This window comes from Streptomyces sp. NPDC044106 (assembly GCF_056433985.1).
The window spans coordinates 478,105-499,714 of sequence record NZ_JBWKFZ010000001.1; the positions used below are offsets into that span (position 1 = coordinate 478,105).

15 protein-coding genes are annotated in these 21,610 nt (G+C 71.5%); 1 reads left to right on the forward strand and 14 read right to left on the reverse strand.

What is annotated here, in order from left to right; translation table 11 throughout:
* Window positions 1-2: 2 nt before the first annotated feature.
* Genes AC07DI_RS02195 through AC07DI_RS02255 form a run of 13 tightly spaced genes read right to left on the reverse strand, consistent with a single transcriptional unit; the run spans window position 3 to window position 16,576 of the window.
* Window positions 3-938, reverse strand: a complete 936-nt coding sequence (locus tag AC07DI_RS02195) for a carbon-nitrogen hydrolase family protein (protein WP_478901580.1) — start codon at window positions 936-938, stop codon at window positions 3-5.
* Complete coding sequence (locus AC07DI_RS02200) at window positions 935-2,035, reverse strand: phenylacetate--CoA ligase family protein (protein WP_478901582.1); 1,101 nt, start codon at window positions 2,033-2,035, stop codon at window positions 935-937. The genes AC07DI_RS02195 and AC07DI_RS02200 overlap by 4 nt, the downstream gene beginning before the upstream one ends.
* Window positions 2,032-5,061 (reverse strand): flavin reductase, encoded by a 3,030-nt coding sequence (locus AC07DI_RS02205; protein ID WP_478901584.1) that lies wholly within the window; start codon window positions 5,059-5,061, stop codon window positions 2,032-2,034. Before AC07DI_RS02205 ends, AC07DI_RS02200 begins: the two co-directional genes overlap by 4 nt.
* Window positions 5,058-6,554 carry a 4-hydroxyphenylacetate 3-hydroxylase N-terminal domain-containing protein gene (locus AC07DI_RS02210; RefSeq protein WP_478901585.1) on the reverse strand — a complete coding sequence of 499 codons (1,497 nt, stop codon included), beginning with the start codon at window positions 6,552-6,554 and terminating at the stop codon, window positions 5,058-5,060. Before AC07DI_RS02210 ends, AC07DI_RS02205 begins: the two co-directional genes overlap by 4 nt.
* A gap of 11 nt (window positions 6,555-6,565) precedes the next feature.
* Window positions 6,566-8,071 carry a hypothetical protein gene (locus AC07DI_RS02215; RefSeq protein ID WP_478901587.1) on the reverse strand — a complete coding sequence of 502 codons (1,506 nt, stop codon included), beginning with the start codon at window positions 8,069-8,071 and terminating at the stop codon, window positions 6,566-6,568.
* 5 nt (window positions 8,072-8,076) lie between these two features.
* Window positions 8,077-8,322 carry a ferredoxin gene (locus tag AC07DI_RS02220; RefSeq protein WP_384259944.1) on the reverse strand — a complete coding sequence of 82 codons (246 nt, stop codon included), beginning with the start codon at window positions 8,320-8,322 and terminating at the stop codon, window positions 8,077-8,079.
* Window positions 8,319-9,692: a phenylacetate--CoA ligase family protein gene (locus tag AC07DI_RS02225; protein WP_478901588.1), complete on the reverse strand. Its 1,374-nt coding sequence runs from the start codon at window positions 9,690-9,692 to the stop codon at window positions 8,319-8,321. The genes AC07DI_RS02220 and AC07DI_RS02225 overlap by 4 nt, the downstream gene beginning before the upstream one ends.
* Window positions 9,689-10,660 (reverse strand): BtrH N-terminal domain-containing protein, encoded by a 972-nt coding sequence (locus tag AC07DI_RS02230; protein ID WP_478901590.1) that lies wholly within the window; start codon window positions 10,658-10,660, stop codon window positions 9,689-9,691. The genes AC07DI_RS02225 and AC07DI_RS02230 overlap by 4 nt, the downstream gene beginning before the upstream one ends.
* Entirely contained in the window at window positions 10,657-11,340 is a 684-nt protein-coding gene (locus tag AC07DI_RS02235) for a hypothetical protein (RefSeq protein WP_478901592.1), read from the reverse strand. Before AC07DI_RS02235 ends, AC07DI_RS02230 begins: the two co-directional genes overlap by 4 nt.
* Entirely contained in the window at window positions 11,337-12,023 is a 687-nt protein-coding gene (locus AC07DI_RS02240; protein WP_384259934.1) for a class I SAM-dependent methyltransferase, read from the reverse strand. Before AC07DI_RS02240 ends, AC07DI_RS02235 begins: the two co-directional genes overlap by 4 nt.
* Window positions 12,001-14,154: a molybdopterin-containing oxidoreductase family protein gene (locus tag AC07DI_RS02245; RefSeq protein ID WP_478901593.1), complete on the reverse strand. Its 2,154-nt coding sequence runs from the start codon at window positions 14,152-14,154 to the stop codon at window positions 12,001-12,003. The genes AC07DI_RS02240 and AC07DI_RS02245 overlap by 23 nt, the downstream gene beginning before the upstream one ends.
* Window positions 14,155-14,159: 5 nt before the next feature.
* The gene (locus AC07DI_RS02250; protein WP_478901595.1) at window positions 14,160-15,230 is read right to left on the reverse strand and encodes a BtrH N-terminal domain-containing protein; all 1,071 of its coding nucleotides are present in this window, start codon (window positions 15,228-15,230) and stop codon (window positions 14,160-14,162) included.
* Complete coding sequence (locus tag AC07DI_RS02255; protein WP_384259926.1) at window positions 15,227-16,576, reverse strand: TrpB-like pyridoxal phosphate-dependent enzyme; 1,350 nt, start codon at window positions 16,574-16,576, stop codon at window positions 15,227-15,229. The genes AC07DI_RS02250 and AC07DI_RS02255 overlap by 4 nt, the downstream gene beginning before the upstream one ends.
* A gap of 827 nt (window positions 16,577-17,403) precedes the next feature.
* Between AC07DI_RS02255 and AC07DI_RS02260 the strand changes: the two genes are divergently transcribed.
* Window positions 17,404-20,652, forward strand: coding sequence for an AAA family ATPase (locus AC07DI_RS02260; RefSeq protein ID WP_478901597.1), 3,249 nt, complete (start codon window positions 17,404-17,406; stop codon window positions 20,650-20,652).
* Between the two features lie 738 nt (window positions 20,653-21,390).
* On the opposite strand, the gene AC07DI_RS02265 is transcribed toward AC07DI_RS02260, so the two are convergent.
* Window positions 21,391-21,594 carry a hypothetical protein gene (locus AC07DI_RS02265; protein ID WP_478901724.1) on the reverse strand — a complete coding sequence of 68 codons (204 nt, stop codon included), beginning with the start codon at window positions 21,592-21,594 and terminating at the stop codon, window positions 21,391-21,393.
* Window positions 21,595-21,610 lie beyond the last annotated feature (16 nt).

The following is a 21,610-nucleotide window of genomic DNA, read 5'->3' on the forward strand; positions in this document are numbered from 1 at the left end:
CGTCACGCTCCCGTCGGCTGCGTCGCGGGGGCCCCGGTCGGCTGCCGCTGCTGTCCGGCGTCCTCGGCCAGGTTGGTGCGCAGCTCCGCCGCGAGGTCACGGCTCATGCCCTCGTACGCTCCGAGGAGCGGCCCGTACGCCCCGGGGCGCCGCATGGCGATCCAGTCGCTGCCGTCGTTGTCCGGGGGCGGCGGAGCCAGGTCGGCGTGGAGGATCTGCGGCCGGGCGCTGCCGGCCTGCGCCATCACGCCCTCCGGTGACACCACGAGGCTGGTGCCCGCGAAGTGGATCTGCACCACCCGGTCGCCCCGGGTGCCCTCGACCAGGCCGACGGAGCTGGCGTACACCACGTTCACGCCGTTCAGGTACGCGGTGGTGCGGAGCGCGTTGACCATCAGCGCCTGGTTCTGGCGCAGTGTACCGCCCGGTACGAAGACGGTGTGCACCCCGGCGAGCGCCATGACGCGGATGGCCTCGGGCACCCAGAAGTCGGAGCAGACGGCGAGCCCGACCCGGCCGAAGTCGGTCTCGATGATGCCCAGCGAGTCGGCCGGGCGGCACACCACGATCTCGTTGCCGAACATGTGCGCCTTGGCGGCCCGCCCGGCGATCTCGCCGTCCCTGTTCAGGAACAGCGAGGTGTTGCTGTACATGCCGTCGTCGAGCTCCTCGACGATCGCGCCGAGCACCATGTTGGTGCGGGTGCCGCGCGCCAGTTCCTGGAAGGTCTCGATGACCGGTCCGGGGATGCGGGTGTCGGTGCGGCCCCGCAGGTGGTCCTGGCCCGGCATGTACCAGGGCGGGCCGAGGAAGAACTCCGGGAAGCAGAGCACGTCGACGTCGCCGGACTCGGTGGCCTCCTCGATGGCCTTGTGGGCGTTGCGCAGGCCGTCGGCCGGATCGTCGGCCCAGCGTGTCTGGACTACCGCTACCTTCATCTGCTGCTCCTCGTGCGGGTGTCGGTTCCGGCGATGTCTTCGACGAACGGCGTCAGCTCGACGGCGGGCCCGAGCCGGCTCAGGGCGAGCTCCTGAAGCGCCGGACCGCCGCTGCTCCGTACGGCGAAGGCCACGGACAGGCGCTCGCCTTCGCGCGTACTCGCGACCTGCCCCCGGGGCTCCGGAGAGGTGAACAGGCAGTGCTCCACGTCGACTTGGGTGATCGGGCCCTCCGGGGTGGCGACGGCGTCGGCCACCCGTCCGAGCGGGGTGACGACGCGCCGTTCGGAGCCGCACGCGCAGGGCGTGTGCGGTGGGCGGAGTTCGACGAGCTCTCCGGTCGGCAGTTCCACCGGCGCGGCCGACTGGGAGCCGGGGACGGTGAGCACGAGTTCCCCACGGGTGGCGTCGCGGTCGATGCGGCCCGGCGTCGGCGACCGGAGGCCCGCATCGAAGCGGTCCTCCAGCAGGTGGAGCCGCCCGGCCGCGCAGGTGGTGGCCGTGGCGGGCCTGAACGGGGTGCTGAAGACCCCGGAGGCCACCGCGCCCCACCTCGCCGCGACGCGCCGCAGCCGCTCGGGGGCGGCAGGGCGGGTCGCGAGGATGGTGCGGACGGTGGACGCCCTCGGGTCCCGTCCGGCCGCCTCGTCGAGCGCGGCCAGTTCGGCGGCCAGCTGGGGCGGGCAGGCCAGCGTCGTCACCTCGTACCGGTGGATCAGGTCGAGGAGCCGTGGGACCGGGCAGATCGTGTTGCTGGTGCCGACGCTGATGAGGCAGGCACCGAGCGCTTCGATGGCCCGCTCGACGGCGGCTCCCTCAAGGGACAGTTCGTAGGGGACGGCGACGACCGCCACGTCGTCGGGGGTGATGAGGTCGCCGAGGGCGGTGACGAGGTCGAGCTGGCCAAGCACCCACTCCGGCTGGGTCATCCGGATCGCATGCGTGTCACCGTCAGGGGCCGCCCATTCGCCGTACCTCACCGGCGCGGACAGCGGCGGGGCTTCCCCTGTCACGGAGGAGCCGTGGTGCGCGTCGGCCTCCAGGGTGCGCAGCCACCGCGCGAAATGCGCGTCGAACCGGTCTGCCACGGGGTTCATGAGGCGGCACCCGCCTCGGCCAGCTCGCCGGCCAGGGTCCAGCCGTAGTCGGCGTCGCGCCCGTTCCCGCCCCGCCGCAGCGGCTTGAGCGTGTCGTCGGCCTCGGCCCTGTGGACCGTGCCGAGGATCAGCAGGTGGTCCCCCATCCGGTAGCTGGCGGCCGTCCGGCAGTCGATGAAGCCGAAGGCGCCCTCGATACGGGGGCAGCCGTTCGCGGTCGCGGCCCACTCCACGTCGTCGAAGCGGAGGTCGGGCCTGGTGCGTGCGAAGACGCGGGCGATGTCCGCCTGCTGGTCGCTCAGGATGTTGACGCAGAAGTGCAGCCGGGGGGCGATGCTCGCCCAGCTGGAGCTCTCCGCCTTCACCACGAAGCCGATGAGGCCGGGATCCTCCGAGACCGTCGTGAGGGAGGCGACGGTCAGCCCGCGCGGCGCCGGGGCGCCGTTCCCCGCGGCGCCGTCGCAGCCGGTCACGATGGCCACCGCGGTCGGCAGCAGCTCCTTGGCCCCCGCCAGCGGGCTCATCGTCCGGGCGGACAGCGTCGGCTGCCCCGGCGAGGTGGGGGCGGTGCGGCCCTCCAGTGCCCGGCGCAGATGCGTCGCGGTGGCCGAGCCCTCGGCCCCGAGCAGCTCCGCGGGCGTACCGCAGTGGATGACCTTGCCACCGGCGCGGCCCGCGCCCGGGCCGATGTCGATGACCCAGTCGGCGACGGCGACGACGCGCAGGGTGTGCTCGATGGCGACGATGGTGTTGCCGGAGGCGACGAGGCGTTCGAAGAGGGCCAACAGGTGCCGGGTGTCGGCCGGGTGCAGGCCGCGCGTGGGCTCGTCGAAGATGAACAGGGTGCCGCTGCGGCGCTGCTTGATGAGTTCCGCGGCCAGGTTGAGTCGCTGGGCCTCGCCGCCGGAGAGGGTGGTGGTGGAGGAGCCGAGCAGCAGGTAGCCGAGGCCGAACTCGTCGAGGACGGTCAGGATCTTCACGACCTTGGTGGTGCCGAGACCGTCGAACCAGGCCAGGGCGTCCTCGACCGTCATCGACAGGACGTCGTGGATGTTGCGGCCGTGCAGCCGCACGTCGAGCACGTGGTCCTGGAAGCGCCGGCCGTCGCACTCGGAGCACACGACGTGTTCGCTGCGGAAGAGGGTCATGTCGACTTCCGCGAGCCCGAGGCCCTTGCACGCGGGGCAGCGGCCGCCGACGACGTTGGCGCTGAACTCGGCCCGGCCCAGGCCGCGTTCGACCGCGTCCTCACTGCCCGCGAAGGCGTCGCGGATGTGGTCGCCGATGCCGATGTAGGTCGCCAGCGTGCTGCGGCTGGACCGCCCGATGGGGCGCTTCTCGACGTAGATCACGTCGTCGAGATGCTGGATGCCGTCGATGTCGCCGCCCGCGGTCCCGGTGCCGCGGCCCGCCGCCACACTCTTGAGCCCCGCCTTCAGCCGGTCGTGGAGACTGCCGATCAGCGAGCTCTTTCCGGCCCCGGAGACTCCGGTGACGCAGGTGAGTCCGCGCAGGGGCAGACGTACCGCCTGATCCTCGACGTTGTTGCGGGTGAGGGCGCGTACGTCGAGCCACTGGGCGTCGGACAGGTCGGCGCTCTCCCGGGCGGCGGGCCGGGAGCGCAGCGCCTTCGCCGTCGGGGAGTCGGGCGTCTTCAAAAGCTCCGCCACGGGGCCCTCGAAGACCACTTCGCCGCCCCGGGAGCCCGCGCCGGGGCCGAGCTCGACCACCCAGTCGGCCGCGGTGATCACGCTCTCGTCGTGCTCGATGGCGATGACGGTGTTGCCGAGGTCGCGCAGGCGCCGCAGCGAGGCGAGGACGTTCTCGGTGTCCGCGTCGTGCAGGCCCGCGGTGGGCTCGTCCAGTACGTACATGACGCCGGTCAGGTCGCTCGCCAGGTGCTGGGCGAGCAGCAGTCGCTGCAGCTCACCGCCGGAGAGGGTGACGATGGGGCGGCGCAGCTGGAGGTGGCCGAGGCCCACCTGCCGGATGTTGGTGGACTTCTTGACGATCTCCTCGGCAAGGCCGCGGACCTGCCCCGGCAGCTTCCCCGCCGAGAGCGCCTCCTGGAGCCGCTCGGTCGAGGTGGAGAGTTCGTCGCGCTGGAACTGCGGGAAGGTGAGCCCGGCGACGGAGGCCTTCAGCGACTCGGTGCGCAGCCGGCCTCCCTCGCAGGCCGGGCAGACCTCGCTGGCCAGGTAGTTGGCGAAGGCGTTGCGCCGGGCGGGGCTGCTGGCGTTCTTGTACGCGCGTTCCAGGAAGCCGAGGATTCCCTCGAACCTGAAGTCGTTGGTGACTTTGTTCAGCTTGATGCTGTAGACGGTGTCGGAGCCGTGCAGGACCCGCTCGCGCTGCTCGTCGGTGAGCCCGGCGAAGGGGCGATCGAGCGGGATGCCCGTGTCCTGCGCCATGGCCTCGAACACCTTGCGGCAGTTGGGCACGGCGAAGGTGCCGGAGTCCGCGCCGTCCCAGATCTCCTTCAGCGTCCTTGACGGGTCGGGGATGATCCGGTCGAGGGAGAACCCGACCAGTTCGCCGACACCGTCGCAGTGCAGGCACTTGCCCTCGCGGCGGTTGGGGCTGAAGTGCTGGGCCGAGTGCGGCTCGGTGTAGATGCCGCAGTCGGGGCAGAGCAGATCGGGTCCGGTGTCGCCGAAGCAGGCGGGGCACACGGGGTGGGAGGCGGCGCCGAACAGGAGCCGGTAGAGCCCGTCGATCCCGGTGAGCGTGCCCACGGTCGAGCGGGGGTTGCTGTAGCCGCCGTCGCGCTGGCGCAGGGCTACAGGTGGCTGGGTCCCGGCGATGCGGTCGAACTGGTAGTCGCCGTCGCCCAGGTCGAGGGATCTGCTCGAAAGGGCGCCGAGGTAGAGGGACTTCGAATGCTCGAAGAGCGTGTCGATGACCAGGGAGGACTTGCCGGACCCGGAGACGCCGACCGCGACGATGAACTTGCCCTTGGGCAGCGCCACGTCGACGGACTTGAGGTTGTGGGTGGTGACGCCCTCAAGGACGATGCTGTCGTTCACGGGTGCTCCAAAAGGTCGGCCAGGACGCGGGCCGCGGACTCGCAGGCCGGAAGGTCGGCGAACGTGGTGTAGAGCATCGAGCGGACCCTCGTGGGGTCGCCGCGGTTCCAGGCCTCGTACAGCTCCTGCCGCATGCCGAACCGGTCGATGACCAGATCACCGGCGAGGCGGAAGAGCCGCGACTTGTCATCGACCGACGTCTCGCGCCCGCCCATGTACAGGTCGAGGGCCTCGCGCAGCTCCGCCGACTCCAGGTCGCCCTCGGCGGGCTGCATGATGAGCCCGGAGGCGCCGATCTGCCGCACGATCGCCGAGGCGCGCTCGGAGAACTGGCCTGCGATGGAGTCGAGGGCCGCGGTCGATCCCGGGGCGAGCAGGCCGCTCGGGGTCTCGGTGGCCTCCTGGGAGACCGTCTTGAGGGCGAGGTCGACCACCGACACATAGGCGGCCAGCTCGCCGAGCATGGCGCCGACCTCGCGGAACTTGTCGACCCCGATGGACTTGGCCAGCAGCGACGCGACGCCGAGCATGACGCGGAGCCGGTGCTGGAAGCGGATCTGCCCGGTGTAGAGGGACCAGCGGTTCAGCGCGCGGAACCCCTTGACGGCGGTGTTCGCGTCGTCGAGCAGGAAGATGCGGTCGTTGGGGATGAACGCGTCGTCGAAGACGAGCATGGCGTCCTGCTCGTCGAAGCGGGAGCCCAGCGTGTGGGCGGGCCCGTTGTAGGAGCGGCGGCAGAGGATCTTGAGGCCGGGGGTGTCCAGGCGGGCGCCGAACCAGCAGACGTACGCCGGGTCCTCGCGCAGGTAGTTGGCGGGCGAGAGGTAGATGAGGACGTCGTGCGCGTACGGGGCGAGGGTGGCGATCTGCTTGGCCCCGCGGACGACGATGCCCGCGCTGTCCCGGTGGACGACCCGCAGGCCGAGCTCGGGCCGCTGCATGGGCGTGACCGACCGGTCGACCTGGGGATCGCCGAGGCCGTGCGTCAGCGCGAGGTCGTTCTCGCGGCAGTGCAGGTAGTAGTTCTCGGCGTTGGCCGCGAACACGGGGTCGACCTCACCGAGCGCGTGACGGAAGTCGTAGAGCCCCACGACCACGTTGGCCATGAAGTCCGGTATCCGGGATATCTGGCCGTGCGAGCCCGTCACCCAGTGCCGGGAGTTGAGCCACTTGCGCTCCAGCTCCTCCGGGGTGCTCGGGGCCAGGTAGGAGAGGCTGACCGGGTTTCCGCTGACGTCGGAGGTGAAGGTCATCTCGCGGGCGAGAGCGGGCGAGCGCTGCCGGTCGTACAGGCCCGCGAGGGTGCGCAGCATCGGCCGGAAGTCGGGGTGCGTGGTCACGTCGATCTGCTTGCCCTCGACCCAGACCTCGCGGCCGTCGGCCAGACTCTCGACGTACGTGGCGCCGTCGTGCGCTCCAAGGCCCGGCCGGGAGGGAGCGCCGGCCGCGGGTGTCGCGGTCGTCATGACGGTCTCGGACTCATGTATCGGCATGCCCCGCCTTCCTACGGCATTCGCTCGGGTGCGCCCAGGTGGAACTGCTGGTAGCCCTGCTCCTGGACCTCGGGGAAGTAGTCCCGGGTGGCCTCACCGACGACCCGCATCAGCTCCGAGTCCACCGAGGTGGGATCGGTGAGCAGCACGGTGAGCGGGGAGCAGTCGACGACGCTGGTCAGCTTCATGCCGCGCGCCCTGTGCAGCGCGGTCAGCGAGGGCTGGGCGTTGGCGGCGTCGCGCATCTTGTAGACGGCCTGGGGGCCGTCGGAGACGCCGATCATCGACTTGGTCCCGCCGCTTCCCAGGCAGTTGCGCGGCATGTGCAGGTGCTCGTGCCGCCACTCCTGGTACGTGTGGTGAAGCCGGAACGCCTGGTGCAGCAGCTGGTGACGGAGCCAGGAGTCGGCGTCCTTGTGCCGTTCGGCGTCGATCGCCAGGGCCGCGTCTTCGAGGGAGCCCTCGCCGGCCGCGCCGAGCCATGTCGAGATCTCGTTCCAGAAGTGCTTGAAGAGGTCCTTGAACATGTGCTGCTTGATCGCAAGGGAGTGGGTGCCGCTGGCGGGACCGAGGTTCTTCCGGAAGCCGTGGTACTCGCCGGTGGCGAGCAGCTCCGCCATGACCCGCTGCGCCTCGACCATGGGGCCGAGGACGGCGTTGCAGAGCGCCAGGTGCGACGCGGCGCTGCTGAGGGTGCGTGCCCGTACGTCGCGTACGGCCAGCTCCAGGTGGTCGTTGGACTCCGCGCTGAGGATCTCCGGGACCTGGTGCAGCGCGACGAACTCGCCGTGCATGGTGCCGGGGTGGAGTTCGGTCGCGGCGACGGCGTCGGCGAGGAGGCCCGTGGCCAGGAGCGTGTTCAGCTCCCCTTCGAGCGGCAGCGGCACGCCGGAGAGGTCGCTCTCCCACTTGGTGGCGTCGTGGCTGCAGATCCGGATGCCGTGCAGGAGCCGGTACAGGTCGTCGTCGATGCTGCGGGTGGCGATGGTGGCCCGCACCGTGAGCGGGTCGCTGACCAGCAGCGAGCAGCGGACCTCGTCGTCGAAGGCGCGCAGTTCGTCGATGTACGCCTGGCATCCCGCGGTCTCGGCGATGTCCACCGAACGCACCCCGGGGCGGGAGGTCCGCCCGGAGAGGCTCTGCAGTTCCTGGCTCACCTTGCCGAGGCCGCGCAGGAGCCGGTGGAAGCCCATGCTCCACTGGATGTAGCGGGAGGCGGACGCGTAGTCGCGGGCCTTGACCGCCTTGCGGCCGCGGTCGGTCAGGCGGGCCAGGTTGAGCAGGCACACCTCGGCCGCCTGGAACACCGCGCGGACCGTGGACTCGTACGAGCCGGGCTCGGTGGGGCAGGCCTCCCTCGCCGCCCCGATCAGGTCGATGCGGTGCAGGTGGTCGTAGCTGGGCGCGATGGGCCCCAGCTCATTGCCGGGCGGTCCCGACGCGGGGCAGGCGTCCGGTGGTCCGGTGCTCACCGCGACCGTGGGCACCGGACACGCTTGCGACTCCTGTGTGGTCATCGCGCTCACTCCTCGGTGGAGATTCGCAGGTAGCGGATCGAGTTGCTGGGACACGACTCGTAGGCGTCAAGGACGCATTCGAGTTCGTCGTCGTCCTCGGGCTGCTTGTGGACGTAGTGGATCTCGTTCTCGTCGTCGCCCTCGAAGTTGTCGGGGGCGAGGTCGCGGCAGAGATGACAGTCGATGCACGTGTCGTCGATGTGGAACCGGCCGTCGAGAGGGAGCCGGCCTGGAGGCTCTGCTTCCGTCATGGTGATCGCTCCTCCCCGGCGCGCAGGAAATTGCGCATGGTCGGCTTGGCGGAGGTCCGCAGCGCGTGCTCGAAGGCCGGGACGTCCAGGACACCGAGCCTGGTGGTGGCCCCGAACCTGCGGTCGGCCTCCGCCGCGATCGTGTCCCTGGTCCGCCGGTCGGCCGCGCTGCCGGGGGGCAGCGCGATGTCCAGTACGGGTCCGTCGACGTCGAAGGCGAAGAAGTACGGCGGCGTCGTCATGGCGCCGAGCACGACGTCCTCGATCTCCAGCTGCGAGGCCGAACCCCGGCCGACCGCGATCCGGTCCCCCAGCCGCCCGCGGTGCCGCAGCCTGCGCAGCGGTGAGCCGCAGGGGCAGGGCGCCGCCTCGATCTGACAGGTGTCGCCGGTGCGGTAGCGCAGCAGGGGCATCGCCCGGCTGGCGAGCGTCGTCACGGCCAGTTCACCGGCCTCGCCGTCGGGCAGCCGCTCCCCGGTCCGGGGGTCGACGATCTCGAAGTACGTGCGTGTCTCGACCAGATGCAGGTCCTGGCGGGCGCAGAACATGGCGAGCGTGTTGGTCTCGGTCATGCCGAACATCGAGTAGGTGGCGGCGCCCCACTGCTCGGTGAGGCGCGCCTTCTTGGCGGGTGAGGCGCCCTCCCCGGCCATCAGGATCTTGTTGACGGCGAGGTCCCGGCCGGGGTCGATGCCCGCGCGCCGCGCGATCTCACCGAGCAGGAGGGCGCGGGTGCCCGAGCAGATCAGCGCCGTGGCGCCGGAGCGCCGCAGGGCCTGCACCATGCGTTCCGGCGGGCAGGACGGGGACGCGGCGCCGAGCGGAACGATCGTGCAGCCGAGGAGTTCGAGGGCGCGGTCCAGGTCCTGGCCGACACCGGCGAGTTCGTAGGGGACGGCGATCGCGACCACGTCGGAGCTGTCGAGGACCGCCGAGAGGAGGTGGGCCACGATGAGGTTGTTCTCGACCCAGTCGTCGGCCGTGAAGAAGGCGGCGATGGACTGCCCGTTGCCCGTACCGGAGCTCTCGTCGAACCGGGTCACCTCGCGCCGGGGGACCGCCAGCATGCCGAGCGGGTAGGCGTCGGCGAGGTCCTGCCGCGTGGTGAAGGGCACCGAGCGGAACGCCTCGGGGTCCGCGGCGACGGCGTCGGCCAGCGACCGCGGTACGCGGCCCGCGTAGAAGGGCGAGTGCCCGCTCGCGTGCGCCACGGTCTCGGCGAGCGCGCCCGCCGCCCACCGGCCGAGCTCATCGCGGCCCAGGGACGCGACGTGCGCGACCTTGCGGGCGACCCGGCGGCGCGCGCCGATCACGTCGCGCAGCCGGTCCGCTGTCCGGACCGCCCCGGGGGCCGTCTGCGATGTCGTCACGGCGTGACCGCCAGCTTCGACATGGCGTCCCGTTCGGCCCGGCCGAGGTCCTCCAGGATGACGGCCGCTTCGTCGGCGGCCTTGCGCATCGCGGCCGGTTCGGACTCGTCGCGCAGCAGCTCCGCGACGCGTGTCCACCGGGTCGAGAGTTCGCGGTAGGTGCGGGCCACGGAGGCGTAGGCCGGTTCGTCGGCCAGCTCGGCCGCCTCGTCGAGGAAGTCGGCCCACAGGGTGCGGAAGAAGCCGCCGCCGGTGCCGCCGTCCTCGATGCTGTGGGACAGGAAGGTGAACGCGGCCCTCGGGTCGTCGAGCGTGTCGCACCAGCCGCGCATCGCCTTGGCCGCCTTCTGGAACCCCTTGTGCCCCATGTTGGTGATGGGCGGTTCGAGGAAGTCGGCGGCGGTCGCCGCGATGGCCTCGCGGCACGCGCCGGGCAGGGTGCGCGGGTCGTATCCGTTCCTGCCGAGCCGGAAGGACAGGCTGCGCGAGCTCATCGGGCCCTTCGCCGCCCGCGCCCGTCCGAGGGCGGCCCTGCCGGTGGTCTGCACCCCGAGCCCCTGGGTCTCCACGACGGTGTACGTCTCGGCCGTGTACCCGACGCACGTCAGGTAGTGGGCGGCGAAGTGGAAGCTGTCGTGGGCGTAGTCCAGGTGGAAGCGGTCCAGCTTGAGGCCGACGGCCTCCCCGGCGTCCAGGGCGGCGAGGAGTTCCCGCTCGGCCTTGGCCTGCGAGGCGGTCTCACTCTCCAGCAGCTCGACGCCGAGGGCGCCGGTGGCGTTGCGGATGAGGTGGTCGGGCTTGACGCGGCCGCCGAGGAACGGGGCGGGCATGTGCTTGGAGTTCCAGTAGAGGAACGAGATGCCGCGGCCCAGGCCGAAGATCAGTGGTTCGCTGACCTCGATGCCGCGGCTCAGCAGCAGGTTGGCCAGGGTGGTCGATTCGCAGTGCTCGCCGGATAGCCAGTTCACCGTCGCGACTCCCCCGCGCCCGCGCCGCTCTGCGCCTTCGCGGCGTCGTAGACGACTTCGAGGACCGACTGGGTGGAGTTGTTGCGCAGGTGCCCGTAGGTGTGGCCCACCTCGTCGGCCTCGGTGTACGCGATCGCCTCCAGGTGCTCGACCTCGTGCTCGAGGCCGCCGAGGACCGCCAGGACGTCGTCCGCGGCGAACACCTCCAGGGCGACGTGCGACATCAGGCGCCCGCGTTCGGCGACGGGCCGCTCCAGCCAGGCGCCGAAGGACCGGCAGGTGAAGGTCTCGATCACCCGGCCGTCGGGCAGCGCCACCGAGAGCCACCAGCCGGGCGTTCCGTACTGCCGGGGCGCGATGTAGGAGGGGCCCATCTCGACGGAGGAGATCTCTCCGGCGCTCCGCAGGCCCTCCAGGTACGCGTGCCAGCGGAACACCTCGTCGTCACTGGCGTAGTCGCCGAGGTAGACGCCGATGTGGTTCACGCCGGCGAACCGCTCGGTGACGTCCTTGGGCGCGTGGCCGCACCAGCTCCGCAGGTACGAGGCGCAGTCGGCCTCGTTCCAGGACGCGGACTCGGCGAGCACTTCGCGCCAGACGTCGGCGAATTCGGGGTCGGACGGGAACGCGCCCGCTTCTCCGCGGTGGGCGGACGGATGACGGCCTGTGGCTGCGGTCATGACTCCTTCTCCTTCCGTCCCACGATGACGAGACCCATCTGCACCGCCGTCACGCTGTCCGCGTGGATTCCGGCTCGCTTCAGCAGATCGACGGCTTCGGGGACCGTGTACGCGGACTGGACTGACGTACGGAAGCCGGGACGCATGTCGACGGCGATGTTGGCCTTCATGAACTGGAACGTGGTCCGGTCGATGTCCCTGCGCAGGTCGGAGACGCAGAACGCGCCGCCGGGCCGCACGAGGCGGACGATCTCCTGCAACGCTCTGACCGGGTCGGACCACTCGTGCAGCGACGCGGCGCTGAAGGCGTGGTCGAAGGACGCGTCGGGGAACGGCAGGTCCAGGACGTTGCCTGCGGTGTAGTCGGTGCGGTGCGAGAACGCGTAGGCGCTCGCGTTGGCGCGCGCCCTGTCGAGCATGGCCGGGGAGATGTCGACGCCGACCAGGGTGCAGTCTCCCGAGCTCTGGCTGAGCCATTCGAGGCCGAGCAGTCCGGGGCCGCAGCCCGCTTCGAGTACGCGTCCGGAGTCGATGCCCGCTTCCAGGACGCTGTCGACCTTCTCCTGCAGCCATCCCCGGTCCCGGATGTGGCGCTGCATGTCGTCGTACTTGAGCGCCAACTCATCGCCCTGCAGACCGACTTCGGTCTCGTGGACCCGTTCAGTGCGTCGAATGCCCGCCATGCGCACCACCTCCCACTTCGGCCCCTGCCTCTGCCCTTGCCTCTTTCGCTGTTCCTGGCTCCGCCGCCACGGCGGGGCGCAGCCCGACGGGCAGGCCGCGCAGCATCGCGCTGCCCATGTACTTGTCGCGGCGCTCGCCGCTCGTGATCCGGTTGACCGACGACCGGGTGGCGGCGGCGATGTCCGCCTCGCCCGGGTACCACCACCCGGCGTCGGCGACGATCACCTCGGGTGCCACCGCGTCGGAGACGTTGACCGCCATCACCACACCGGGCCGCTCCGGGTCCCGGTAGATCTCCACCTGGTCCCCGTCGCCCACCTCCAGGGCCTCGGCGGCGCGGGGGTGGATCGTCACGCGCGGTTCCCGGTAGCGGCGCGCCGTGGTGGGGAGCTGGCGGAACTCGGTGTTGAAGAACTGCAGGTTGTGGGCGCTGGTCATGACGTACGGCAGCGCGTCCGTGGTGGACGGCGGCGCCTTGAACGTCGGGACCGCGTCGTACCCCATGGCCTCGAGCCCCCGGTGGGCCAGGTCCACCCGTCCGGAGCGGGTGCGGAAGCCGGCCGTCTCGTACTTGCGGTACCGCTTGGTGTTGGGGAGGTGGCCGACCTTCTTGAACTGCTGCCACGTCAGGCCGATGCCGCTCAGCTTGGCGTCCAGGGCCTCCTCAAGACCCGGGTAGAAGTGCTGCTCCAGATCGAGGCGCCGGGCCAGGTCGAGGATCATCTCCTCGTCGGACCTGGCGCCCTCCACCGTCGCGACGCGCTGCCGCGCCGCGATGTAGGAGTTGAACTCCACGATCTGGTCGCGCTCCAGCCACGAGGAGGCGGGGAGCACGACGTCGGCGAGGCGCGCGGTCGGCGTCATGAACATGTCCGCGACCGCCAGGAAGTCCAGCTTGGTCAGCGCGGCCTCGGTGGCCGCCGCGTTCTCGTGGGAGACCAGCGGGTTGGATCCGAAGACCACCATGGAGCTGACGTGGTACGGGCTGTCGCTGAGGATCGCTTCCTGGAGGTCGCCCGGCGCCACCCAGCCCGACATCGAGAGCACCTTGTGGGCGGCGCCGCCGATCCGTTTGGCCGCCTGGTCCTCACCGAGCAGATCGGACCTCGGGAACGCCCGGCGCCCTTCGACGGGCATGGGGTCCCAGATGAGGTCCCCGCCGGGGGCGTCGAGGTTCCCGGAGAGCGCGGAGAGGACGGCTATCGCCCGGTGGGTGTCGAAGGCGTTGTCGCTCTGCGAGACACCCGTGCCCGCCTCGACGCACGCGCGGGACGCCCGGCCGTACATCTCGGCCGCCGCCTCGATGAGTTCCGGTCCGAGGCCGGTGATGCGGGACACGGTGACGGGGTCGTACGCGCGGATCCCCCGCTCCAGCTCCTCGAAGCCGGAGGTGTGCCGGGCGACGAACTCCTCGTCGTACCAGCCGCGGGCGATCAGCAGGTGGATGAGGCCGAGCGCGAGCGCCGCGTCGGTGCCCGGCTTCAGCTGGAGGTGGAGGGCGGCCCGCTCGGCGGTCCTGGTGCGCCGGGGGTCGACGACCACCAGGCGGCTGCCGCGGTCGATGGCGCCCATGAGGTCGACGCCGATGACCCCGTCGGAGTGCGTGTTGAGCTTGTTGCTGCCCCAGAGCAGGATCACCTCCGGGTCCCCGGCGTAGTCGCAGAAGGTGAAGCCTCCGTAGGTGAGGATCGACGCCATGACACGCGGGTAGAAGCACACGTGGGCCGGTCCGACCACGTTGGGCGTGCCGATGGCGTTGGCGAGGCGGAAGACCCACTCCTGGTAGTTGCGGTCGGTGCCCTGGCCGAGGACCACCGACTCGGGGCCGAAGCTCTCCATGCTCACGCGGAGGTTGCGGGCCACCTCGTCGAGCGCCTCCTCCCAGCCGACCGGACGGAAGGAACCGCTGCCGCGGGGCCCGGTCCTGACCAGTGGGGTGCGGAGCCGGTCCGGGCTTTCGAGGAGGTCGAGGGAGGCCTTGCCCTTGATGCAGAAGTAGCCGCGGCTCGTCGGGCTCTCCGGGTCGCCGGAGATGCCGGTCGGTCTGCCGTCGGTGAGCTCCACGAGTGCGCCGCACCCGCCGTGGCACATGCGGCACACGGTCTTCACCGTGGTGGTTCCGTGGTTCATGCCGTTCACACCGCTCCGACCCGGTCTCGGGCCAGTTCCGCGAGCTCGCCGAAGGCGGCTTCCTCGGCGTCGGCGATGGAGTGGAGCCGCGCGGCGGCGTCCTTCAGGTGAGCGGAACGGCTCGCCGCTCCGGGGTAGCCGGTCAGGTGGTCGATGAGCCCCGTCCACGCCGAGACGATTCCCTCGAACCGCGCAAGGCCCGGCAGCAGCTCCGCGTCGCCGGTCAGGGCGTGGGCCTCGGTGAGGAACTCCCCGTACAGGCCGCGGAAGTTGGTGCCCCCGGTCCCCGCGAACCGCCAGAACCGGGCGGTCTCGGGGATCATCACCTCGCTGCGCGGCAGCCGCTGCCAGTCCGGCAGTTCCTCGGCCGCCCGGCGCAGGGCGAGAATCCCCCGGTCGTCTCCGCGCCGCCGGTCGAGGTAGCGGACGGCGGCGCCGTGGATGGCGGGCCACACCTGCGGGGCGAGGGCCGCCACCTGGTCCGCCGGCGCGTCACGGCCGCCGTCGAGGTGCCAGTGCAGGCGGGGGGACGGCATGAAGCCCTCGTCGGAGGCGCGGGCGCGGGTGAAGGACTGCAACGGCAGTCGCTGGGCGCCGCCCTGCTGCGCGGTGTCGGCCACGTACGCGGTGGCGGCGTCGATTCCGTGCAGCGCGATGCAGTGGGCCGAGAAGTGGGCCTTCGACGCGAAGTAGTCCAGGTGGAAGATGTCGACGGTGACGCCCACGACGTTGCCCGCCGACAGCGCGGCGACGGCCCGCGCGTGAGCGGCGGCGTCGTCGGCGTCCTGCGCGACGACCAGGTCCAGGCCCATGGCGGCGCAGGCGTCCGCGGCGATACGTCCCGGCTCGACGCGCCCCGTGAGCATCGGGGGAACGCCCGCGTGCGGGGGCGGCGGGAAGAACTGGGAGTCGATGCCCCGGCCCAGGCCGAACACCAGGGCCTCCGAGACGTCGATCCCGGCGTACCGCAGCATGTTGTTGAGCATGGTCGTCTCGCAGTGCACGCCCGGCACCGGTGAGAAGCCCTCCAGCATCGTGCCCCGCGGCTTGGCCGCCGCGCGGGAGGCCGCGGTCATCGGACGCCGCCCGACAGCACGTCGCCGTAGCTCTGCAGGTCGAGCAGGCCCGAGCCGCTGGCAAGGACCACGAGGACCGGGTCCGCGTCGGCCTCCTTGGCCCGCGCCGCCACCTCGATGGCCGCCGCGACCGCGTGCGTGGACTCCGGCGCGAGCAGGAACCCCTCGGTCCGCAGGACCAGACGCCCCGCTTCGAGCGCCCGCTTCTCCCCGATCGCCACCGCGTCGAGCAGGCCCTCGTGGCGCAGCAGGCTGACCGCGCTGGAGCTGTGGTGGTTGCGCAGCCCGGCCGTGTGCACCGGCGGCGGGATGAAGTCGGGGCCCATCGAGTATCCGAGGACCTCGGGGGTGAGTCCGGCGAGGTCGGAGCGGCCGTACTGGTAGCGCCCCGCCGTGAGGCGTGGCGCCGCCGTGGATTCGGCGGCAAGGAGGCGCAGTTCACTTCCCGCGGCGTTGGCCTGGCGGAGGAAGGGTCCGATGAGGCCGCACAGATTGCTGCCGCCACCGGAGCACGCGATGAGGTGGTCGCCGCGTCCGGGAACCCCGATCGGCTCCTCCAGCGCCGCCAGTTGTGCCTGCACCTCAAGGCCGAGGAGGGTCTGGTGCAGGTATACGTGGGGCACTCCGCTGCCGGACAGGTAGGCGGCCCCGGGCCCGGCGTCGAGTGCGTGCTGGATGGCGTCGCTGATGGCCGTGCCCAGGCTTCCCGGGTGGTCGGGCGTCCGCGCGAGCAGTTGCCGGCCGAACTTCGTGTCGGGGGACGGGGACGCGTGGACCGTGGCCCCGAGGAGTTCCATGTAGTGGCGGCGGTAGGGCTTCTGGGCCAGCGAGCAGCGCACCATGAAGATCTCGGAGTCGAGGCCGAGCAGGGAGGCGGCCAGCGCCACGCTCATCCCCCACTGCCCCGCGCCCGTCTCGCTGATCAGCGTCGTGCGGCCCTCTTCGGCCGCGTAGTACGCCTGCGCCACGGCGGAGTTGAGCTTGAAACTCCCCGTCGGCAAGACGTCCTCGCGCTTGAGGTAGATGCGGGCGCTCGTCCCGAGTGCGGATTCCAGCGCCTTCGCCCGGTGGAGCGGGGTGGGGCGGCCGATGTGCCGCAGCCAGTCGGCGACCGGCTCGGGTATGGGAACCCACTGGTCGGACGGCCTGTCCTGGTCGAGCAGCGCCGCCGGCCTCACCTGCCGCGCGATCTCTGCCGCGGACGGCGTCAGCTCGTCCCTGACGGGCGGTAACGGCGCCGGCAGATCGGGCAGGAAGTGGTACCAGTGAGTGGGAAGCGGGATGGAAGCAGGTCCCGGCTGAGCGCCGTATTCCGCATCAATAGGAAATCGAACATTGCTCGACATGCGCCCCCCGTGATCCCAGCTCTGGAATGCAGAGCACGATTACAGAGCGCTTAACCCGGCGTCAAGAGGGGAGCGAAAAAAACCGCGTCCCGTGCGGCGGGCATAGTCTTTGATCTTCGAATTTGGGGTCGCGATTCCCCGGAACACACCGGAGCGTCGGATTCTATTTATCATTCAAAGCGCAACTACTGGGCCCACTCGCACCACTGGCCACCGGGAACACCAAGCCGTTGATCCACTGGGCCGGTACGCCTGTGCCGCCGTGGAACTCGACGTCCCCCTGAGAAAGATCGTCAACCGGCCCCGCCGTGAAGCCTCCACCGAGCCCGCCGCGACGCCGAGCCGAAGAGTGCCGCAATAATGCAGTCATCCCCGCGATTCCCACATACATGGCGCACGCAATCAGCCATTGAAACGAAAATGAATTACGGTTGCAAGTAAAACCAGTATTTGGCCGTCCCCGCACGCACCGTTTCCCCGGCGATTTCTTCACCGCGCCTCTCCAAGCGGAATCAGCGCCCGCCCGGTTCCCGGAAGGACACGCCGGTGGCCGCAGGGAAGGTCACCTCGGATACCATCCGGATAATCGACTTCCATTCATCGCGCCGCCGCACCGGTGGGCCACTCTCCCGATATGGGTGGACATTGACGCAGGACCCGGACATCCGCGCGGAATAGGGCTCATGCGGAAGACGTCAGTTCGAGTTGTTATTGACGCGTATCCGCCCGCTGATCGCGCCGGGCCGACCGGACACCCTCGCGCCCGGGCTCCGTACGCAGGACACTTGTGACCGCAGGCAACTGTTGCTCTCGGAGGGGGAACCCATATGCGGGACAGCCATCGGGCCGAGGCCGAGCGGCTGTTGGCACGGGCCGTTGAGGACGAGGTCAGGCGCTCGGGCGGGCGCGTCGACGGGAGCGTCCTGCTCTCGCGGGCACGCGGCGCGCTGGACGCCATGGCGCAGACGGCGGCCGAGGAGTACGAGAGCTACACGAGCGCGCTCGACACGGCGGACGTGGGCCGGCTCAGCTTCGGCCAGCGGTACGCGAAGGACGGCGCCGGAACTCCCGTGCTCGTGGCGGTGGTTGCCGCCCTCGCGGCCGGTGTGTCCGACCTGTCCTTCGGTACGAGCGTCGGCACGGCCCTCGGCACCGGCGCGGTCGTCGCCCTCGCGGGCGCGGCGGCGACCGTCCTGAAGGTGACGGCCGCCCACGTCCCCGCGGCCAGCCGCCGCGCGGGCGAGCTCAGCAGGCCGGGCGGCCCCGAGCAGCTCCGGCTGCAGTGGCTGACCGCCCTTGAGGTGCGCGGCATCCGGCCCTTCCTCGACCAGCAGCGGGTCCTGGCCGCATCGACCGGTACGACGAAGAAGACCACGCCCCAGCTGCGCGGCACGGACAAGAGCGCGGCGGCGCGGCGGCGCAGCGTGCTCCAGCAGTCCTTCGGCCAACTCGCCGAGACCGCGGCCCCGTTCGTGGGCCGCCGGGTCGAACTGGGCCGGATCGCCCAGTGGGTGTACGCGGCGCGCGCCAGCACCGACACCCGGCCCACGATCGTCGTACTGCACGGCGTGCCCGGCTCGGGACGGACCTCGCTCGCGGTGCGGGCCGCGCACGAGCTGCGGGACCAGTTCCGCGGCGCGTGCGTGGTGGACCTGCGCGGCGACGCCCCCGAGGACACCCCGCTGTCCACGCGCGACGCTCTGCTGCATCTGCTGAACCGTTTGGGCGCCCCGCGCGAGCAGTTGCTCTTCCGCGAGCGGTCCTCGCAGGAACAGCAGGTCAAACGGCTCAGCGAGCTCTACCACCAGTACTTGACAGGCCTGCCGGTGACGATCGTCCTCGACGACGCCGCCGACGTCGAGCAGATCCGCACCCTGATCCCGGAGCGCTCGGACAGCCTCGTGCTCATCACCGCGAGAGAGCCCCTGGAGCTCCCCGACGACCTGCCCGCCTGGGTGCACCGGCTGCCGGTCGACGCGCTGGACGAGGCGGCGGCGGAGCAGCTGCTCCGGGAGTCCGCCGAGGACCTCTCGGGACCCTACGACGCCGAATCCGGCGACGCGGTACGGGAGTTGTGCGGCGGCCTGCCGCTGGCGCTGCGCGCCGCGGGCTCCTCCCTCGGGCCGCGTACGCCGCGCGGGCTTGCCGCCGACCTGTCGGCCTACGGGCCCGGCGACAAGGTGGCCCCGGTCGAGCGCGTCCTGTGGCTGCGCTACGCCGACCAGTCCGAGCCCGCCCGCCGGCTCCTGCGCCGCCTGGCACTGGCCGGGCGCGCCTCGCTGGGCGCCGCCGCCGCGGCGGCGCTGCTCGGCACGGACGAGCAGGAGGCGGCCCGGCAGCTGACGGCGCTCTCCCGGGCGGGCCTGGTCGACCTGCCGCGGCCCCGCAGCCACGTGGAGGGCGCGGCCGCGTCGGCGGCCAGCCGCTACCGCCTGCACGACCTGGTGCGCACCTTCGCGCGGGCCCGCCTCCTCGACGAGGAGGAGCCCGCCGAGCGCACGGCCGCGCAGGAGCGCCTCATCGCCAGCTACGGCGAGCTCGCCGACACGGTGATCCGCCTGGTCGACGGCAAGACGTCCACGCGCGCCGACCAGTTCGGGCAGCACGGTTTCGCCTCCCTCGACGCGGCCCTGCGCTGGCTGGACGACGAGTCGACGTTCATCACGGCGGCCCTGCGGTACGCGGAAGGCGTCGACCAGCAGGCCGTACTCAACCTCCTCGGCGCCCTGTGCGACTACTGCCTGCTGCGCGGCGACCTCTACCGCCTCGGCGAGATCAACGAACTCACCCAGGCCATCGACCAGGGCCTGCTCGGCCGCAGCGTGCAGTGGCGCACCGGCATCGCGGCCCGTCAGCTCGGCGAGCTCGACCAGTCGCGCACGACCCTGAACTCCGTCGTCGACCTGTACTTCGAGGCCCACCAGGACGCGGCCGCCGCCCGCGCGCTCGGCTCCCTCGGCATCACCCTGCACCACCAGGGCAATCTGACGGAGGCCGCGGCCCGCCTCACCGAAGCGCTCGAACTGCAGACCGCCGACGAGCTCGCGGGCGACCGCGCCTGGACGCTGCACGCGCTCGCGGCGGTCGAACGGGACCGCGCGCACCTGGCGCACGCCCTCGACATGCTCGGGACCGCGCTCGGCCTGCACCGCGCCAGCGGCTCCGTGCACGGCGAGGCCTGGACCCACTTCCAGCTCGGCCAGCTCTGCCTGCGCCTGGGCGACGTACCCCGCGCGGAACGCGAACTGCGCGACGCCCTCGGCCTGTACGGCCGCACCCACGACGCGCGCGGCGAGGCCTGGGCCCTCACGCAGCTGGCGCGGGCCCGGCTGGTGGACGGCGACCCGTCCCCCGCCGTCGACGGCCTGCGCCAGGCGGTGTCCCGGCACCGCGACAACGACGACGCGCGCGGCGAGGCCTGGTCCCTGTACTACCTCGGCCAGTCCCTTGAGGAGACCGGCGACCTCGACCAGGCGGTGCGGGAGCTGGAGCGGGCCCGCACGATGTTTTCCCGGATGCGGGACGTGTACGGGCTGGCGTGCGCCCGGCACCATTCGGCGCGCGTGACCCGCGACCAGCGCGCCGCCCAGACCGGTTCGCTGCGCAACTCCGGCTTCGCCCGCCAGCTCCTCGTGGACGCCCGCGCCGACTTCCAGCGCATAGGCGTCGCGCACGGCGAGGCCTGGACCTGCCTGGAGCTGGCGGTCGTGGACGCGGGCAACACCCGCACGCAGCAGGCGCTCGCCCTGTGCGACGAGGCGATCACCCTCTTCACCTCCTACGGCGACCGCCGCGGCGAGGACTGGGCCCGCTTCCTGCGCTGCACGCTGCTGCCGTACGGCTCACCGGGCGGCTGGGAGATCGGCACGGCCGTCGCCCAGGAAGAACTCAGCCAACTCGCCCGGGCCACCCACCCCACCCGCGACGGCAAGCTCGCCGACTACGTCCAGGCGTACGCCCTCCTCCTGGACCGGGGCGCCGACCTGGAGACAGGCTGGCAGGCCTGGCGCCTGGGCATGGTCCCGAACCGCCACGCCCGCGAGGTGATGGGCGTACCGGTACCGGAGCAGGACTGAGAGCCTGTGTCATAGAGAACTCCTGGGCGCAGGCTCGGGCCCCCTAGGGGCGCGGGGAACTGTGCGAACAACCACGACGGCCCCGCAGCAGAAAATCCCGCGTCGTCCCGACGCCATGGGCGCCGACACATTCCCGCAGCACCGGCGCCCATGGTCGGGCCACACCGCCCGGGGAGGGGAGCTGTACGCGAGCGGCACGCCCTGCCTCCACAGTCCTCCACGCACAGGCACCGCAAAGGCCACGGCGGAGCGCAATTCCTCTACGCCACGAAGCCCCCGGCACCCCGCGCGGAGACGTACGACAGCGTCTCTTTCCGGACAGGACACGCCCAGAACCCCCGGGCGCCATTCCCACCGGTGCCGCCCTCGCTCTACCCTCACGTACAGAGGGACGGAGCCCGTACGCCTGTCGCGGTCCGGGCCCCCTCGCCACGGCTCCCAGACCCCGGGTCGCGCACGGTCGCACCAGACAAGGCCTGCTGGGGCCGCATCGCCGACGACACGGCTCCAGCCGCTGTTCTCCAGGTGCCCGGTCAGGAAACTCCCGCTTCCTGCCGGCCTCGGAGGACACCCGCGCGGGGAGGCGTCGGAGGGGAGCCCGCCACCTCGCGCACCTGACGGTCGCCGCCGCGCCCATGAGCGGCGGCGGCCGTCTCATCGAGGCCCCGCGACTCTCGCGCGTATACGTCCACGGACAGGCCCCGTGCGGCACTCCGGGCGCTGCGGCCCGGAGCGGCATCAGGGCTTTGCCGACTCCTTCTCCGGCCCGGCTTCCGCTTCCGCTTCCGGTTCCTTGAAGTCGACCTTCCGCATGTGCTTGCTCATCGACTTCATCAGGCCCCAGACAGCCAAGGCCATCACCGCGAAGACGATGAAGCCCAGCACGCCGGGGGTCACCTTGTCGTCGTCGACCTCCTTGGCGAGAGGGACGAGGTGCGTCATTGCCAGATGTGCGTTC

Bases quoted from the DNA above. Each gene is read 5' to 3' on its own strand.
- AC07DI_RS02215 (WP_478901587.1), bottom strand. From the start codon at position 8,071: ATGACCACACAGGAGTCGCAAGCGTGTCCGGTGCCCACGGTCGCGGTG.
- AC07DI_RS02240 (WP_384259934.1), bottom strand. From the start codon at position 12,023: ATGGCGGGCATTCGACGCACTGAACGGGTCCACGAGACCGAAGTCGGT.
- AC07DI_RS02250 (WP_478901595.1), bottom strand. From the start codon at position 15,230: ATGACCGCGGCCTCCCGCGCGGCGGCCAAGCCGCGGGGCACGATGCTG.
- AC07DI_RS02265 (WP_478901724.1), bottom strand. From the start codon at position 21,594: ATGACGCACCTCGTCCCTCTCGCCAAGGAGGTCGACGACGACAAGGTG.
- AC07DI_RS02195 (WP_478901580.1), bottom strand. From the start codon at position 938: ATGAAGGTAGCGGTAGTCCAGACACGCTGGGCCGACGATCCGGCCGAC.
- AC07DI_RS02260 (WP_478901597.1), top strand. From the start codon at position 17,404: ATGCGGGACAGCCATCGGGCCGAGGCCGAGCGGCTGTTGGCACGGGCC.
- AC07DI_RS02200 (WP_478901582.1), bottom strand. From the start codon at position 2,035: ATGAACCCCGTGGCAGACCGGTTCGACGCGCATTTCGCGCGGTGGCTG.
- AC07DI_RS02255 (WP_384259926.1), bottom strand. From the start codon at position 16,576: ATGTCGAGCAATGTTCGATTTCCTATTGATGCGGAATACGGCGCTCAG.
- AC07DI_RS02220 (WP_384259944.1), bottom strand. From the start codon at position 8,322: ATGACGGAAGCAGAGCCTCCAGGCCGGCTCCCTCTCGACGGCCGGTTC.
- AC07DI_RS02245 (WP_478901593.1), bottom strand. From the start codon at position 14,154: ATGAACCACGGAACCACCACGGTGAAGACCGTGTGCCGCATGTGCCAC.
- AC07DI_RS02210 (WP_478901585.1), bottom strand. From the start codon at position 6,554: ATGCCGATACATGAGTCCGAGACCGTCATGACGACCGCGACACCCGCG.
- AC07DI_RS02235 (WP_478901592.1), bottom strand. From the start codon at position 11,340: ATGACCGCAGCCACAGGCCGTCATCCGTCCGCCCACCGCGGAGAAGCG.